Raw genomic sequence first — 16,481 nt, 5'->3', positions numbered from 1 at the left:
AGACCAACCGACAACCCCCACTCAGGGCAAAGCCTCAAACCGCCCACTCCCCTCATTCCACTGAAACCCCGGCAACTTGCAGTCGCTCAAACTGATCCGCAGGCTCTCCCCCTCCGCCTGCACCTGCAACATATCCACCCCTTGATACAGACAACCCGGCGCCGCCAGCGTCAGGATCTGCAGCGGTTTGCCGCTGGCCTTGTCCACCACCTCGATCGCCGTTATCCGCTGGTCATTGCCCTGCATCGGCACCTGGAAATACCAGCGTTTGCTGGACGCGCTCTGTAACAACGTGGTGTTCGGCTGCGGCCACGAGTAGTCCGAGTTCACCAGGGCCACCAGCTTCAGGGCGATGGGCAAGGTCTTGCCGGTGCGATAGCTGGTCCAGCTGCCGCGCACCTGCTCGCTCTGGCGGCTGACCATCAGGTCGTTGAACTGCAGCCGCGCCACCGGCAGGTCCTGCTCGTCCAGCTCGTCCATGGCCAGCACCTTGTTGCTGAAGCTGAAGGTCGGCTTGAGGCGGATCGGCGTGCGATAGCGCTGGTAGGCATAGGTCCCCTGGTACAGCGCGTTCTGGCTGCCCAGCGTCAGCACGATAGCCTGCTTGCCCAAGGTACCCTGGTACACCCCATGGGCCGCTTGCGCCGGCACTAGCCACGCCACCAGCAACAACGCCGCCAGCCCGCGAAAAAGATCACCCACCCGCATCAGAAACGCTCCTCGCCAGACTGAATAAATTCCAGCCGGTCAGGGCTGATCACACGGTAATAATCCCAACGCCGGGTGCCCGCACTGAAGTTGATAAAGTCCTGCTGGCTGAACTCCATCTGCCCGCCCGCGGCAAAGCGCACAGAGCCCTGCGCGGCGAACTGCTCCAGCTGCGGATGGCGCAGATACGCCTGGGTCTGTGGGTGGTACAGGTAATACTCGGTCGGCGCGCACAGCACACTGCCGTACGGGCCGTTCAAGCTGTAGCTCTGCACCTGAAAATCGATGGTGGAGTCGGCATCGAAATGCTCGAAGGTCAGGGTGCGGGTCCCGGTCGGAGCCAGGCACCACTGCCCGCCCACCTCCTGCACCACTTCGCCGGTGGCCCGGCTCAGCACCCGGATGTTGTCCACCCGCCCCGTGTCCTCCCCGGCGTTGCGCACGGCATGCACACTGAAATAGAACTGCTTGTCGGCCGCCGGCTGCAACAACTCACCGTCAAAGGCCTCGCGCTGACTCCCGCCAAAACGCATCACCCGCTGCAACCGCAACGGCTGCTGCACCCCCGTGCGCAAATCGACAAACGCCCCCTGCAACACCTGCGCCCCCTCGGCAAAGGGCTGCAACGACACAGCCGCCGCCGGCAAGGTCGGGTTATCCATGATATTGATCAACAGCCCCCCGCCCGGACGAAACGGCGTGAGCTCCAAAGGCATCGGCAAGCGCTCGGCCCCGCTAAACCAATAGCCGGACATCCCGCCGCCGTATTGCGAGTCATAGGTGAGCGCCAACTCCACCGGCGTATCGCCGAGCGTGCCGCGGTAGGTAGTGATGGGGTTGGCGTTGGCCGTAGGCACACTCAGCGCCATGCCCACTAAAAGCACCGGCGCCAACCGAGATAGAAACTGCCCCAGGCGAGACACACACCCCCGCGTCCCTGCCCCTACTCGCCTCCCGCCACCAACGAACTGGGTCATGCCTGCGCTCCTTGCAATGGGTAAAAGGCGCGCAGGATAGCAAAGTTGGTTGGGGGATCAGAGGGTGTTGCTGCGGCCCTGTAGCCGCTGCCGAGCCCGCGAGGCTGCGATGGGGCGCGCAGCGGCCCTAAATCGGCGCACCGCGATTGTTCAGATACACCTCAGCGGCTGAATCGTGGACGCTCCCCCACGGCCTAGACCTGCGATAACCACTACGGAGTTCTTAGTAGCCGCCCCGCTTGCGACAAGGATCAACGACTCAGCCTCGCCCTACCCACAATCGAGACCTTTCCTACAGCCCCGCCGTTGTCCCTGATCCACCCCACACCTATAGTTTTCACGTCTGCTGATTTCGATCAGCACAGGGGTTCGCAGCCTTATCGAGAGGACATTCAATATATTTATTCGTCAAGGAACAGCGATGAACAACCAAACCCCACACGGACGCTTTATTCCTCTAACCCCAATCGCCAGCGATACCCCAGTGCTTTTTATTGACAGCCACGCACCTCTGGTAGATCTGCATGCCTGTGCTAGCGAGCGTTTACTCACCACACTCGACTATCTGAATCTGATGGCTTGCACTAGCTTGCGCGACTCCAGCGACAAGGACATCGATACCGTGGCTAATACCGCCAGATTGTTGCTGCAGGATGTGCGGGATGTGTTGGCGGTGATTGAGACCCGAGCTTTTAGTGCCTGACTAAAAATAACAAAGAGCCGGCTACTCGCCGGCTCTTTATCCACCCGAGAAGATCATTAGAGAATGGCTAGTCTTGATGCTCTACAACCACCCCTCACAAAGCAGCTCCGTTTGATCGAGGATCATCTGTGCAGCATCTTCGGCTTTATCCGGCGGATAGTCATACTTGCGCAAAATCCGCCGTACCAGAATACGCAGCTTAGCCCTAACACTTTCGCGACTGTTCCAATCAACGCTGACATTGGCACGCAAACTCGCCGTCAATTCATGAGCAATTTTCGCCAGGGTCTCATCACCCAATTCGCGCACCGACGCCTCGTTAGTGGCCAAGGCATCGTAAAACGCCAATTCATCCTCATTGAGCCCAAGCTCTTCACCGCGCTTGCTGGCAGCGGCGAATTTCTTGGCCATTTCGATCAGCTCTTCGATCACTTGAGCCGTTTCAATCGAACGGTTTTGGTAGCGCTTAATCACATTGGCCAGCAGCTCGGAGAACTTCTTTTCCTGGACCAAGTTGGAGCTATAACGGCTCTTGATTTCACCTTCCAGCAAGCGCTCCAACAGCTCTACTGCAAGGTTCTTCTCCGGCAGGTTACGTACGTCGGCAAGAAATGCGTCGTCAAGTAGGCCGATATTAGGTTTGTCCAAACCTACTGCCTCGAAGATGTCCACCACATCCCCAGAAACCACGGCATTGCCGATGATCTGACGAATCGCCAACTCACGCTCTTCATCGGTTTTCTTCTGCTGACTGACATCACGCTTGATCAAAATCACCTTGATCGCTTGGAAAAAAGCCACCTCCTCGCGAACTGCCTTGGCTTCATCCAAGGTGCAGCACAAGGTGAATGCCTTACTCATGGCCAACGCATTGTCAGCAAAGCGCTTTTTACCGTCCTCCAGACCCAACACATGGTTGGCGGCCCCCGCCAACAGCTTGTGGCCACCGGTTAGAAAATCGCTGTAATCGAAACCGTGCAACAGGCTACGCAGGACATCGAGCCTCTCCTCCAACACCGAGTAGGCTTCATGAGCATCCACCGTGGGGCGCCCTTTGCCCTTACTGCCGGTGTATTCCTTAAGCGCCGCTTTCAGCTCGTTGGCGATACCGATGTAATCCACCACCAGGCCGCCCTGCTTGTCCTTGAACACTCGGTTAACCCGGGCGATAGCCTGCATCAGGTTGTGGCCCTTCATCGGCTTGTCGACATACAGCGTATGAACACAAGGCGCATCAAACCCGGTCAGCCACATATCACGAACGATCACCAACTTGAGCGGGTCGAGGGGGTCTTTGAAGCGTTTTTCCAGGCGTTTTTTGACCTGGCCAGAGTAGATATGCGGCTGCAACAAGGCCTTGTCCGAAGCGCTGCCGGTCATCACGATCTTGATTGCGCCTTTCTCCGGGTCTTCGTCGTGCCAGTCAGGACGCAGGGCAACGATTTCGTCGTACAGATGCACACAGATTTCACGACTCATGGCGACCACCATGGCTTTGCCAGGCATCTGTCCCATGCCGACCAGCCCCAAATTACGCTCCTCGAAATGCGTGACCATATCCGCCGCCACGCTATGAATGCGCGGCGAAGCGCCCACTACCTTTTCCAACGCAGCCCAACGGCTTTTCAAGCGTGACTGCTGCTCGTCCTCTTCATCTTCGGCCAGCTCATCCACCTGATCATCGATGTTCGGCAGTTCGCTTTCTTTCAAGGACAACTTGGCTAGGCGTGACTCGTAATAGATGGCGACAGTGGCACCGTCTTCTGTGGCCTGCTGCATGTCGTAAACATGGATGTACTCACCGAACACCGAGCGGGTATCGCGGTCTTCGCTGGACACCGGAGTGCCGGTAAAGGCCACGAACGTAGCGTTCGGCAGTGCATCGCGCAGGTGCTGGGCATAGCCCACCTCATAACGCGCCCGGCTTTCTGCTGCTTGCAGGCCAGCGGGGGCTTTGAGCTCGGCATTAAAACCGTATTGAGTGCGATGCGCCTCGTCGGCGATAACCACGATATTGGAGCGCAGGGACAGCACCGGAAAGCTGTCTTCATCGACGCCCGGCATAAACTTTTGAATGGTGGCGAACACAATGCCGCCACTGGGTCGGTTGGCCAGCTTGGCCCGTAGATCACCACGGGACTCCACCTGGACTGGCTGTTCCCGGAGCAGATCTTGAGACAGGGAGAACACTCCAAACAGCTGGCCGTCCAGATCGTTGCGGTCGGTGATGACCACAATGGTCGGATTCTCCATCGCGGTTTCCTGCATCACCCTTGCGGCGAAGCAGGTCATGGTGATGCTCTTGCCCGAGCCTTGGGTGTGCCAAACCACACCGCCCTTATGGCTGCCACCAGGACGTGAAGCAGCGACTACCTGCTGAATAGCGGCGCGTACGGCATGGAACTGGTGATAACCGGCAATCTTCTTCACCAAGCGGCCGTCGTCTTCGAACAACACGAAATAGCGCAGGTAATCGAGCAGCATCTCCGGCGCCAACGCGCCGCGTACCAAGGTTTCAAGCTCGTTGAATTGCCCAAGCGGATCGAGTGTTTCACCGTCGATGGTGCGCCAGTTCATAAAGCGCTCGATATCCGCCGACAGCGACCCCATTCGAGCTTCAGTACCATCGGAAATCACCAGGATTTCGTTGTACTGGAATAAGTCCGGAATCTGCTCCTTGTAGGTCTGAAGCTGCTCAAACGCTTTACCGAGATCCGCCTTCACGTCAGCCGGGTTTTTCAATTCCAACAAGACCAGCGGCAACCCGTTAATGAACAGGATGATGTCCGGCCGACGAAGCTTCTTCGGCCCTTGGATACGGAATTGATTGATGGCCAACCAATCATTGGATTTGACTTCGGCCCAATCGATCAAGCGCACGAAATCGCCGCGGGTTTCGCCGTCCTTCTGGTACTGCACAGGTACGCCACTGACCAGTAGGCGATGGAACAAGCGGTTGGCCGAAAGCTGCACCGGCAAACCCAATTCCAGCACCTGTTTAAGGGCATCTTCGCGGGCTGCCAATGGCACCTTGGGATTGAGCTTGGCCATCGCACTGCGTAAGCGCTCGACCAACACCACTTGCCGGTAGTTATCGCGCTCGGGGTGTTCTCCGTCGTGGGCGATGTATGGCCCATACAATCGGGTATAACCCACGTCCTCCAGCCAGCCGAGGGTTTCCTGCTCCAGTTGGTCTTCGGTCATTACAGCATTAGTCCCTTATCAATCCTCGACATTGGCCAACAGCGGGCTGCCCAACCAAGTCGTTCCCCCAACCTCACAGGCTGGGTCATCTAGTTATTGGTCACCCACGTCGCCCCTTGTGCAGTCAATCGGTACTTCTGTGCCGGACTGCGTGGCGAATCGGGATGAGTCATTTCAATCAACCCGGCCACTAATGCAGGGTTCAAATAGTTGTTACGGAAGGTGGGGCGGTGCACCAATTGTAGGTGCTGCATCAACTCCCCCGCTTTGAGGGCAACACCGCCATCCAATACTTGAAGCAGCCTGGCTACTTGGTCGCTTACTTGGTCGCTTACTTGGTCGCTTACTTGGTCGCTTACTTGGTCGTTTTGGCTGCTATCGAGCAACGCCTGATGCAACGCTTGCAACATGAACTCCACAAAAGGCGTGGCCTCACTGCATTGATCTGCAGCACTCAGCGCGGCGTAATAAGCCTCCTGCTGCTCGCGAATCACTGTCTCCACGGGCAGCCAAGCCAGAACGGGACGCCATAGACTGAGGATTAGCGTTTGCCACAAGCGCCCCATCCGCCCATTGCCATCGGCGAACGGATGGATGAACTCGAACTCGTAGTGAAATACACAGCTGGCCAGCAATGGGTGCAGATCCGTGCTGGACAACCAACTGAGCAGATCGTCCACCAAGGTCGGTACACGGCTGGGCGGCGGGGCCATATGAACCAGTTTTTGCTCACGGTAGATACCCACCCCAGCGCGACGGAACTGTCCGGCATCGTCGATAAGACCGTGCATCAACAGAGCATGAGCCTCTAGCAAATGCTCACGCAACGCTGGCTGCCAACCGGGCATGGCTTCATAGGTGATAAAGGCATTACGCACTTCCTGGATCTCACGGGGCTGGCCTAATACCCGCTTGCCGTCCAGCACGGCCGTTACCTGTTCCACAGTCAGCGTGTTGTTCTCGATGGCCAGCGAAGCCTGGATGGTACGAATACGATTGCCCCGCCGCAGCTGGGGCGTCAGGGTCGCCTCATGCCGCGCCGACAACCGCCCCACCTGCTCGCTGATCTGCGCGACAAGCGCGAGCATGATTGGAGTCAGGGTCAACGGCGGCTGGTAGCGGCTCATGGGTTTGGCCGCTGCTCAGCGAGAGATTTGGGATTGCTCACGCAGAGACCTCCCATTCCTTAGCGGTTAACTCGCCGGTTTGGTGGAAGCGCCGGACACGTCCGAGGAACTCGGCAAAATCACTATTCTCTTCGCTTAGACGGTTGCACATGTCCCAATCGATCTCACTGCGCTCCCGCGCCGGAATCAGAATCTGGCTTTCCGTGGGATTCTCCACGTCCAGCTGAATTACCCCGATGCCATGGGCGGCAGCAAGCATTCGCAACTCTTTGAGCGTGCCATCGCCTTCCACTGTGGCGGCCACCAAGTAGCCAAAATGCGCCCAGGAGGAATTGGACACCGTCTGGAAGAAACACTTGCGGGCATTGGAGCGGTTGAGCAGCAGTTTGACCTCGAAGGACCACAATCGAGCACGAGGCCCTCCCAGCTCGCGAACACAATCACGCACATTGAGCGTCCAATCGGCGGTCAGGTTCTCCAGGCCCACCAAATCCGGATGCAGCCACTCATTACCGCCACTGCCAGCACGGTTGGAGGAACGCTTTTCGTTGATACGCATGGCGTTCACGCACTGTTCTTCTGACAGCAGGTATTGCGCCAGCAAGGGGTAGAGTGCGTGCTCGCGTAACCGGGTGGGTTCGGGCAACTCCGCGGCCTCAGGAGAGAGGCCTTCCGCCGCCGCAACCTCGGCATTGGCGTCCAATTCCGACCAGTAATAGTGACGTGGCCGACCTTCGGTGGTTTTCAGTTGCGGATGCTGCTTCTGCCAACGGGGACGCGAGCCGGCAATTTCCGCTGCCAGTTGCTGCACCAGGTCAGCGTCGGTCTGAATATGGCTGCCACTGCCATCTTTCTTGGCCGCGCATTCGGTGGGGAACTGCTCGAATATCCATAGCGCCAGTTCACGGGCGGTGTGTTGGGTATCGAGTTGGCTTTGCAGGCGATCGGTAACACGTTTGCGCAGGTTTAGAGCCATATTAGATGGCCTCCGACAAAATCTTTTCAGTGGCGGCTGTCGCTTCTGGCAGGCGTAATTGACCGGAGATTAGGCGAGGTAGCAGAGTGTCGCGAAGTTGGGTGAGGGTTTGAGCAAGTTGATTGTTCGAAAACATTTTTTTTCGCAATGAGAAAACAATCTTATCAAAAGACTCAAGAATAGATTTCGTCGCCACTACCACAGGTAATCTATAGACATTATTTCGGTTCAGGCCAGGCACAGCACCATCGGTATTCATACTTTCAAGGCCGAGCGTTTTCAGGAGACAATAACAGTAAGTTAGCGGCTTATCTGTTCTGACGTAAAAAACGGTATCGATAGGAAAGAAAGGCCTATCTTCCCAGTACAAACTACCAACAGTCCCTTTACGTCCAACTATGACTGATGGACCATTGACCAATGATTTATTGTGGCTGCCCGTGACTCCGCCTGAACCATATACTGGAACTGGGCCGTCAATCCGATCTGTTGCTTTCAATGCCTTACCGTAAGACAACTCCATTAGGTCCTGGACTTTTTGTAGCTCCCATCCTGCTGGTACCAACCCCTGCTCGGACTCTTCAAAACTGCTAGGAAATAATGCCGCGGTGGCTGCATCCATACCTTCGGGCTCAAGCCCTACCGCCTTAGCATGAACTGGGTCAAAATCGACGAACCAAGACCTGAATAGTGTTTGTGCGATGGCCTCCAGAGTAGAGTTAGTCTCGCGCAATAGAGTAATACGATCATCTATTGATCCAACAAGCTGAAAAATTGACTCCTGCTCTAGAAGCGGAGGAACCAGCACTTGCATTTTGTCTACACGAGTAATGTAAATATGCTTAATAGTTGAGCCATCAGAGTCACCCTCCATTACTCGCTGATAGTGTGGCGAGAGGAGTAAATACTTGAGAAAATGGGAATTTATTCTCCTATTTGGTCGAAGAAGAGCAACCGATTGGTTTATACAAACCCCATCACAATCAACAACTGCGACCCTACCAATTGACCCATCTTTCGTGAGTAGTACATCACCAACTTTTGGCCTACTTTTATCCGTTAACTTCTCTATGAATGCTTCAGCAGTTGTCTTCCTAGCCGTGGCATAGTTAATACGACCATCTATTACATCCTTAGCAGTGATCTTCCACGGCCCCACTTCAGCATCAGGCATTGGATTTGTAAAACCGTAAGTAATTAAATCGAGAAAACTACGCAACTCTCCGGATTGCCATGATGCTGGAATATTTCTGAGTTCCGCAGTTTTAGAACTCATATCCAAGCCCTCCAAGTTTCTGCCGGATCAACTGGTCGAGTTCTACACCTTTGGCCATCTGTTCACCCAACAGCCCCGTGAGGTTCTCCATCTTGTCAATGAAAGCTTCGTAATCATCCTCAACAACCTCTACCCCAACATAGCGCCCCGGATTCAGTACATAGTCGTGCTTGGCAATTTCCATAAGAGCAATGCTGCGGCAGAAGCCAGGAATATCCACATACTCGGCAATTTCGCCGCCTACATCCAAGGGCTCGCCGCGCCAGTTAGCTACAGTCTGAGCAATACGTTCGATATCACTGTCGAGCAACTCTATCTGTACTCGACTGATATTGGTACCGAGCTTGCGAGCATCGATAAACAACACCTCACCAGGACGAGCGACTTTCTTCTTAGTGAGGAACCACAAACAAGCCGGGATCTGCGTATTGAAGAACAACTGACCAGGAAGTGCGACCATCACTTCCACCACATCAGCATCGACCATTGCCTTGCGAATATCACCTTCCGTGCTCTGGCTAGAACTCATCGAACCATTGGCCAAAACAATACCGGCGCGGCCGTTGGACTTGAGGTGAAACAACATATGTTGCAACCAAGCATAGTTGGCGTTGCCTTGCGGTGGTGTGCCATACACCCAACGCGGATCACCCTCCAGGCTGCCATGCCACCAGTCGCTGATATTGAACGGCGGGTTAGCCAGCACAAAGTCGGCACGCAGGTCGCCGTGCTGGTTACGAATAAAAGTGTCACCCGGCTCTTTACCGAGATTGAAGTCAATGCCGCGAATCGCCAGGTTCATTGCCGCCAGACGCCAGGTGGTCGGGTTGGATTCCTGGCCATAGATTGAGACGTCACCCAGTTTGCCACCATGGGCCTCGATGAACTTTTCCGACTGTACGAACATGCCGCCCGAGCCGCAGCAAGGGTCATAAACCTTGCCATGGTGTGGATTGAGCACGGCAACCAGAGTTTTAACGATGCTGGCCGGCGTGTAGAACTGCCCGCCCTTCTTACCTTCGGCACTGGCGAATTGGCCTAGAAAGTATTCATACACTTGGCCCAGCAGGTCGCGGGCTTGGTTGGCATCGCCACCGAAACCAATGGTCGAGATCAAATCGACCAACTCACCGAGCTTGCCATCCGGCAATTGGGCTCGGGCGTAACGCTTGTCGAGAATATTTTTCAGGCTGGAGTTTTCCGCTTCGATGGCGGCCAGTGCCTCGTCAATGCGCTTGCCAATATCCACCTGTTTAGCAGCGGCGCGCAGTGCCTCCCAGCGCGCCACTTCCGGCACCCAGAACACGTTGACTTCGGTGTAGTAGTCGCGCTCTTCCAACTCTTGGGCCAGCAGTTCGGCGTCGTCACTGCCCAGGTAGTAATCATCGCTGGCATCGGTAAAACGACGCTTCAGCTCGGCACTACGGCCAGCGAAGCTGTCGGAGATGTACTTGAGAAAGATCAAGCCGAGAACGATGTGTTTGTACTCAGCGGCATCCATATTGGCGCGCATCTTATCGGCGGTGGCCCACAGGGTTTTCTGTAGGTCTTGTAGCGTGTTGTTGGTGGTCTTGACCGAGGCTTTGCGTCCCGGCTTTTTCTTGGGTGGTTTAGCTTCTACGCTGGCTGGTGTCTCGCTTACCGCATATCGAGCGCGAGCTTCGTTAAGGACTTGTTCAGCAAGACTGCTGGCGGCCTGTTTAGCACCCTTTTGATCCGACACGGACTACTTCCTACGTTTGACGCAGATGAATTGCGCAATGAAAAATGAAAAACCAACCCCTGGGGCCGGTCGAAGATGGGCTGCATGATACCGGGCTGATGGCTTTTAGTCAGATCCCGATGCCCTCATCCCCACCATGACCGCTAAGGCTAAGGTTCGACACTCAATGAGCCCCCAGTAAAGCCTCAAATTCCGATGCCTGAATCTCCGAAGCCCCACTCAACATGTCCCGAGCCAACGCCCGCCTCTTGCTCAACAACTCATCCAACGTAGCCTCAAACGTTGGCATCGCCTCATCTCGAATAGTCGGGTAGTACACATATACATCCTTCTCCTGCCCAATCCGATAAGCCCGATCCGTCGCTTGGTCTTCCTTGGCCGGGTTCCAGCAACGGGTGAAGTGAATCACATGGTTAGCCGCCTGCACATTCACCCCAAAACCAACAGCAATGGTCGACAGAATGATTACCCCAAACCCCGGAAGCTCCTGGAACTGATCAATAAGCTTCTGTCGACTATTGGCACTCTGGCTGCTGGTGCTGGTATCGCCGTTAATAACAGTGGCGCGAAAGCCAAAGTGCTCCTGAATCGCGTACTGTAATTCCCGCTGAATATCCCGCAACTCAGTGAAGACAATCACTTTATCCCCCTTGCTGGCCCTTTTGATGGACTCGAGGGTTTGCATCAACCATTGCAGCTTCGGTGAGTTATCGCGCAGCCTTTTATCAGGCTGGACGCTGTAAGGATGGGCGCAAATAAGCTTGAGCTTGTGCAGCAAGCCAAGCATATGGGAGGCCTTTTGATCGAGCTGCTCGTTGATCTGTTGCTTCTGGCTGTAGGCGGATACCTCAGACAGGTACAGATTCCTCTGTAAGGTATGCATGACCAGTGCACGGCAGGCCGAGTCTTCAATTTTTGCAGGTAGGTCCTTGGCAATATCCTGTTTGGTACGGCGTAGTGTCTGTGGCTCGATAAGCCCGCGAAGTCGTTCCAAGGCAACAGTATCGCGCTCCAAACCAGCTTCGATTGGGCGCAGATACTCGCGACCAAACTGGTTCAAGCCACCCAGAAAGCCCGGCTGGATGAAGTCGAAAAGGCACCATAGATCGATAAGCGTATTCTCGACAGGTGTCCCGGTGCAGGCCACTCGAAATCTTGCAGGAATAGCTTTGACTGCCTGGGTCACCAATGCAGCCGGATTCTTTAGCTTTTGCGCTTCGTCACAGACAACGATCGACCACTGCTGGCGTGCCAGAGAAAACTCTTGGTCGCGAAGCGTTTCGTAAGTCGTCAGGACAATTTTGGCGTCGCCCATCCACCCTGGACGAAGAAGATTTTTGATGCCTTTGCCTTTCAAATCGGCAGGAATTTCCTCCTTTTTGAACTTCACAGCACTCAAGGCTGAACCATACAACTTCAGTACTGGTAGAGCGTCAGCAAAGAAGAATCTTCGAAGCTCACGCTCCCAGTTATCCAGTAACGAGACCGGGGCGATGATTAGCGTTGGCTTATCTTCGGGATACTTTTCGAGATACCAGACCAGAAAGGTAAGTAGCTGGATTGTTTTTCCAAGTCCCATATCATCGGCAAGCAAGCAACCCGATACATCCGTGGGGGACAGACGGAAAAGATGCTGCAACCAAGCGACACCTTGCAATTGATGGTCCCGCAGCACGACTTCAGGCTTTAGGAGATTAGGCAGCTCTGGCGTTGCGTCCAAAGCGCTTCGCAAGGCCGCCTGACGAACCTGTACGTAGGTGGGTTCGTCGATATTGTGACCAATCTGCAGAACAGCACGACCGACCTTATCGACAGGCTTAACCAACGCAGTCTCGACAGGAGCAATCTTTTTCGACCATGCCTCAAAGAGCTGCTCCGCTACAGCCATAGGAAGAGGCGTCTCAGACTCAGGTAAATAAACCGATTCGTCACCCGCGGCACGAGCCTCGTCCAGTCGCTGCTCAAAAACCTCGAATTGAGCACGGTCGGAGGGATCCCAACGCCCCAAAATCTCCGCATCAATGCCAAGCATCGCAACATCCGGTGGCAACCAGTTTTCAGTTGCCTCTTTGACCAGGAATGGTGATGTGATGCGCTCGGCTTCACCGATACCTGTTACTCGGTCGCCATAGAGGGAAAGGTCCAGTACTGAGTCAAACTCAATACCAGCTGCTTCATTTTGCCAACGCTTAAGCAGCTCTCCAATTCCCGCGAGCTGGCGTAAATCAAAATCGCTGAGTTCAAGCTCGTATCCCTGCCAAAAGCCCGCAGGCATACCGGCGGCCAGTTTCACATGCAATTCATGTACGAAAGGCGCAAGCTCATGCGCCGCATTGAACGTGATTTCGATGGAGGCTTGCGGTACTGGCGAAATTGGTTCGAGAGTCAGGTTTACCCTCTCAATTCGATGACCAGCATCATCCAACTTCGGCTCCAGGTGAAAGCGATGAAAGAAGATCCCAGCCTCAATCAGATCCTCTTCATAAGTGTCTGCGTCCAACACCTGTGCAGCACTATCCCCTAGCGCGCTGTAGGGATTACGAACAAATGAAAGCGCATCATCACCAGCAACTCGTCGACCGGGCAACGAACGAACGTAATCCAGTACAGATTTAACCTCAGGCTCTATCAGGACGTGGGTCAACGACCCGTCATCATCCGTAACTCGATATCGATCCTGAACCTGCTTGGCGCCATCGAAACTCTCGAGCCAGTTCGCCGGTTGACCTTCGAAGCTGGGCTCCAGCTCAATCACCGGCGTATTACCCACCGTCGATTTTCGTGGATTGAGCCGCAGGCTTTCAGGTTTGATGACGACCGTTTTATCCAAGAAGCCGTCCATACCCGCACTCGCCTTGCGTGCCAACTTTCTGATGCTGGCCCAACCGATCTGGTTAGTCACTTCACCTGGCTCACTTTGTTGAGCCAAATAAAGTTGTCGTACAGCACCAGTCAACCTCCAAGATGACTCAGGCAAAACCTCAATTGCTCCGTTGTATTGGATAGTGCCGCCAATACGCTGTATCTGAATGCTGGCGTTTGACTGAGGGTCGCGCCAACCGCTGATAGTGACCTTAAAGTCGTTAGAGGCAAGGCTGCCTTGGCTGCTCAGTTGAGGAACGAGCTTCGTCTGCGCAGGCAGGCCCAACAACGGCACACTCGTCGCATGGTCCGGATCATCAATAAGCCGATAAAGCTCATCCCAGGTCAGCAACCAGCGATCGCTGAGCTGGGAGACAAACTCCTCCTCTTCCAGCTGGTCCAGATAGCTTGCCAATGGCCAGGACTCAGCATCCTCAGCCAAACTCAAGGGGTAGCAAAGACCCTGCTCCTCAATGGAAAAAACTGGTGCAGTAGTTACCAATGAGGCGTCCTGTTGCAGGCCTATGCCTTTAAGGAAACGCTTGAGCATTATTGCCTCCAGAACCTGAGGGGCTGGTGATTGACGGGCTTAAAGCCTAATCGTAGAAGTGCTGCGATTGCCGTCTGGTCTGCAACACTCAGCTGAACTTGCAAGGCGCCACCTCGTGCACGTTGGTCGTAGACTTTGTGTTGGACCGACTTCAGGGCATCACGAACCTGATCCTCAAGCGCCACAGGTTTGGGGGAACCAGATGAACTGATCTGACTTTGCACGCGAATCCCCCATTTCCCTAACGAGTCATCGAACTTGCTGAGCCAACCTTCTATGCGATTTGGACGACTTGGTGCAGGTGAATGCCGCATACGATCCAGCGCACGATAAGGCTGTTTTAGATCGGTCAAATCGAGTTGTGTCTTGTCTGGATTGAACGGCGACTTATCTGCTTGGTACACGTAGCAGGCATTGCCCGTTCCGGAAAACTCGACAAAGAAATAGTTCCCGATCTGCATGACAACAGCATTGTTGTGACCTGGAGCCCCTATCAGCCGGCTAAGCCGCCCTTTATTTTTCTCACGGAAATGAACAAAGTCTCGTCCGCCAGCGTTCCAAGCATCCGCCCCCATAACGATTCGGGTATAGCTCATCTGATTGGCGAACCGCAGCCAATAATGCAGACGCGACTGATCGACTTCTGCCTCCCCCTTCAGCAAATTGAAAAAGTGCTCAAGGTCTTCCTTAGCGAACCATGCAACCACCATTGCGCAGACATTTTCGTCAACGTACTGCAGCCAGCTGTTTTGCTTGGAGCGAATCTGCGGACTTCCCCAGTTATCGAGGGCGACCTGTTTCAAGAGTGACGACGGTTTTTCCCGATAATCAGCCAAGTGATAGCGGGAAAGACAGGCACTGAGAACATCGTTCATGTAACGCGGGTGCTGGCGGCCTATATCCACCAGATCCGGTAGACGCTGGGCAAACTCGGTATCGTCCAACATGAAAATGCGGGAGATGAGGACATTAAAGATTCGACGCCACAGCCAACTGCTATCTGGGATCTGCGCAATCGTCTGCAATGCAGAAAGATCGCTGATCTCACCATTGAACATCTGGTCACCCAGTCGTGCACCCGCCTGCTCAGAAAAGAGTTCCTGATGCTGCTGGACGATCTGAATCCATTCTTTCTCGCGCCTTTGCTGAGCACTAACACAATCAAAACCAAGCTGGATATCCGCCCTTAACAGACACCAATTAGCATTCTGATCAGGAGTGGAAGCCTCATACCCAAAGTAGCTGAAGCACAGTGCCAACCAGTCTCGACGACTTAGCTTTCTCTTTTCGATACGGTCATGAACCTCTTTATGAACACGAACAAAAAGCTGTTCATCTTCCAAGATCGGCCCCACACGTTCGGTCTTATCTGAAAGACCGGCGAAAACCAAACGCCACTCTGAAGCACTGAGTGGGAGAACATTTCGGAATTTGTTTATTGCCTCACGGCGTTTTTCCTGGGGCGGAGGTAGGGCCTTTTCAGCACGCTCGAATCTCTCATAAAGATCAACTCTCGCAGCTCCCAGGCGGGGGAACCGCGCCAGTGGCTCAGACGCGTGTCCTGTGCGATATACAGACAGCCCCAAATCGATAGCGGCGGAAAGCCTTGCAATTGGGCTAGTCATCGGTTCATCGCCAACTGACATTTCTCCATATCGGTGTTATTGAACACCGGCACCTCAGGTTTGAGGTTTTCTTCCTTTTCCTTGAGGCCAAAGAACTGCATGCGCAGTTCTACTCGTCGACTTTCTTCCTTGGTGTCCTTTGCATTGTTGAACGAGACACCACCCGCAAGGAATATCGACCGAATTTGTTGTTGGTGCTCAGGCGACAATCCAACTTGAAGTGGGCTGCGACTATCCAACAAGCTGCACATCACCCACTCTGAACGCTGCAAAGAAAGATGCAGGTTATACAGGTAAGAACCATCGGTATCAGTCGATCCCTCAATCACAACCTGCTTAAACCACTTCCGCCCTTCGTCACTGTTTGCCGCATCCAGAATCATAGGAACAACATCCTGTAGCGCTGTTTGCCCCTCGCTGCTCAGCGCATATTGGTTATGCCCAAAGCGGCCGGCATCGCCGAAGCTGATTCTGTTGTCTTTGCAATCCACAACGATTGTTCTATTAGCAGCTTTAGCCTTGAGACTGAGGTGTTCGCAGATCTGGCTAATGTCTTGACTACGTTGTTTCTCACCCTGCTCTGCCTGGTTAATACGCTGAGTTACGGAGCTCAAGGCTGCAACCATTACCACTAAAAAAAGAATCATCATCGCCGTCATCAAATCAGCGAAGGAGATCCAGAAAGGCTTTTCTCCTTCGTCTCTTGAACGGGCTGCCGAAGGCATTTGCTTACCAAACATCGACTAGCCT

General features: G+C 54.4%; 11 protein-coding genes. 1 reads left to right on the top strand and 10 read right to left on the bottom strand.

What is annotated here, in order from left to right; all coding sequences use genetic code 11:
- Positions 1–21: 21 nt before the first annotated feature.
- Together IF690_RS12555 and IF690_RS12550 are read right to left on the bottom strand one after the other, a co-directional pair.
- On the bottom strand, positions 22–708 hold the full coding sequence (locus IF690_RS12555) for a hypothetical protein (RefSeq protein ID WP_202700305.1): 687 nt from the start codon (positions 706–708) through the stop codon (positions 22–24).
- On the bottom strand, positions 708–1,685 hold the full coding sequence (locus IF690_RS12550) for a hypothetical protein (RefSeq protein ID WP_252189549.1): 978 nt from the start codon (positions 1,683–1,685) through the stop codon (positions 708–710). Before IF690_RS12550 ends, IF690_RS12555 begins: the two co-directional genes overlap by 1 nt.
- A 421-nt stretch (positions 1,686–2,106) precedes the next feature.
- Between IF690_RS12550 and IF690_RS12545 the strand changes: the two genes are divergently transcribed.
- The gene (locus IF690_RS12545) at positions 2,107–2,388 is read left to right on the top strand and encodes a fructose-bisphosphate aldolase (protein WP_202700304.1); all 282 of its coding nucleotides are present in this window, start codon (positions 2,107–2,109) and stop codon (positions 2,386–2,388) included.
- Positions 2,389–2,469: 81 nt separating this feature from the next.
- Here IF690_RS12545 and IF690_RS12540 read toward each other — a convergent pair whose 3' ends face one another.
- The 8 genes from IF690_RS12540 to zorB1 form a co-directional block, all read right to left on the bottom strand.
- Positions 2,470–5,592, bottom strand: a complete 3,123-nt coding sequence (locus IF690_RS12540) for a type I restriction endonuclease subunit R (RefSeq protein ID WP_202700303.1) — start codon at positions 5,590–5,592, stop codon at positions 2,470–2,472.
- Between the two features lie 89 nt (positions 5,593–5,681).
- Positions 5,682–6,719, bottom strand: a complete 1,038-nt coding sequence (locus tag IF690_RS12535; protein WP_202700302.1) for a Fic family protein — start codon at positions 6,717–6,719, stop codon at positions 5,682–5,684.
- Between the two features lie 37 nt (positions 6,720–6,756).
- Positions 6,757–7,695, bottom strand: a complete 939-nt coding sequence (locus IF690_RS12530) for a COG2958 family protein (RefSeq protein ID WP_202700301.1) — start codon at positions 7,693–7,695, stop codon at positions 6,757–6,759.
- 1 nt (position 7,696) lies between these two features.
- Positions 7,697–8,971 (bottom strand): restriction endonuclease subunit S, encoded by a 1,275-nt coding sequence (locus IF690_RS12525; protein WP_202700300.1) that lies wholly within the window; start codon positions 8,969–8,971, stop codon positions 7,697–7,699.
- Entirely contained in the window at positions 8,961–10,694 is a 1,734-nt protein-coding gene (locus IF690_RS12520) for a class I SAM-dependent DNA methyltransferase (RefSeq protein WP_202700299.1), read from the bottom strand. The genes IF690_RS12525 and IF690_RS12520 overlap by 11 nt, the downstream gene beginning before the upstream one ends.
- Before the next feature lie 163 nt (positions 10,695–10,857).
- On the bottom strand, positions 10,858–14,106 hold the full coding sequence (zorD, locus tag IF690_RS12515) for a type I Zorya anti-phage system protein ZorD (RefSeq protein ID WP_202700298.1): 3,249 nt from the start codon (positions 14,104–14,106) through the stop codon (positions 10,858–10,860).
- The gene (gene zorC, locus IF690_RS12510) at positions 14,106–15,731 is read right to left on the bottom strand and encodes a type I Zorya anti-phage system protein ZorC (protein WP_202700297.1); all 1,626 of its coding nucleotides are present in this window, start codon (positions 15,729–15,731) and stop codon (positions 14,106–14,108) included. Before zorC ends, zorD begins: the two co-directional genes overlap by 1 nt.
- Positions 15,728–16,471: a type I Zorya anti-phage system protein ZorB1 gene (gene zorB1, locus IF690_RS12505; RefSeq protein ID WP_007920741.1), complete on the bottom strand. Its 744-nt coding sequence runs from the start codon at positions 16,469–16,471 to the stop codon at positions 15,728–15,730. Before zorB1 ends, zorC begins: the two co-directional genes overlap by 4 nt.
- Between the last annotated feature and the right edge of the window lie 10 nt (positions 16,472–16,481).

This window comes from Pseudomonas sp. SK3(2021), from assembly GCF_016772375.1.
Taxonomy (GTDB): Bacteria; Pseudomonadota; Gammaproteobacteria; order Pseudomonadales; family Pseudomonadaceae; genus Aquipseudomonas; species Aquipseudomonas chlororaphis_I.
This window is presented reverse-complemented; position numbering and strand designations above follow the sequence as displayed.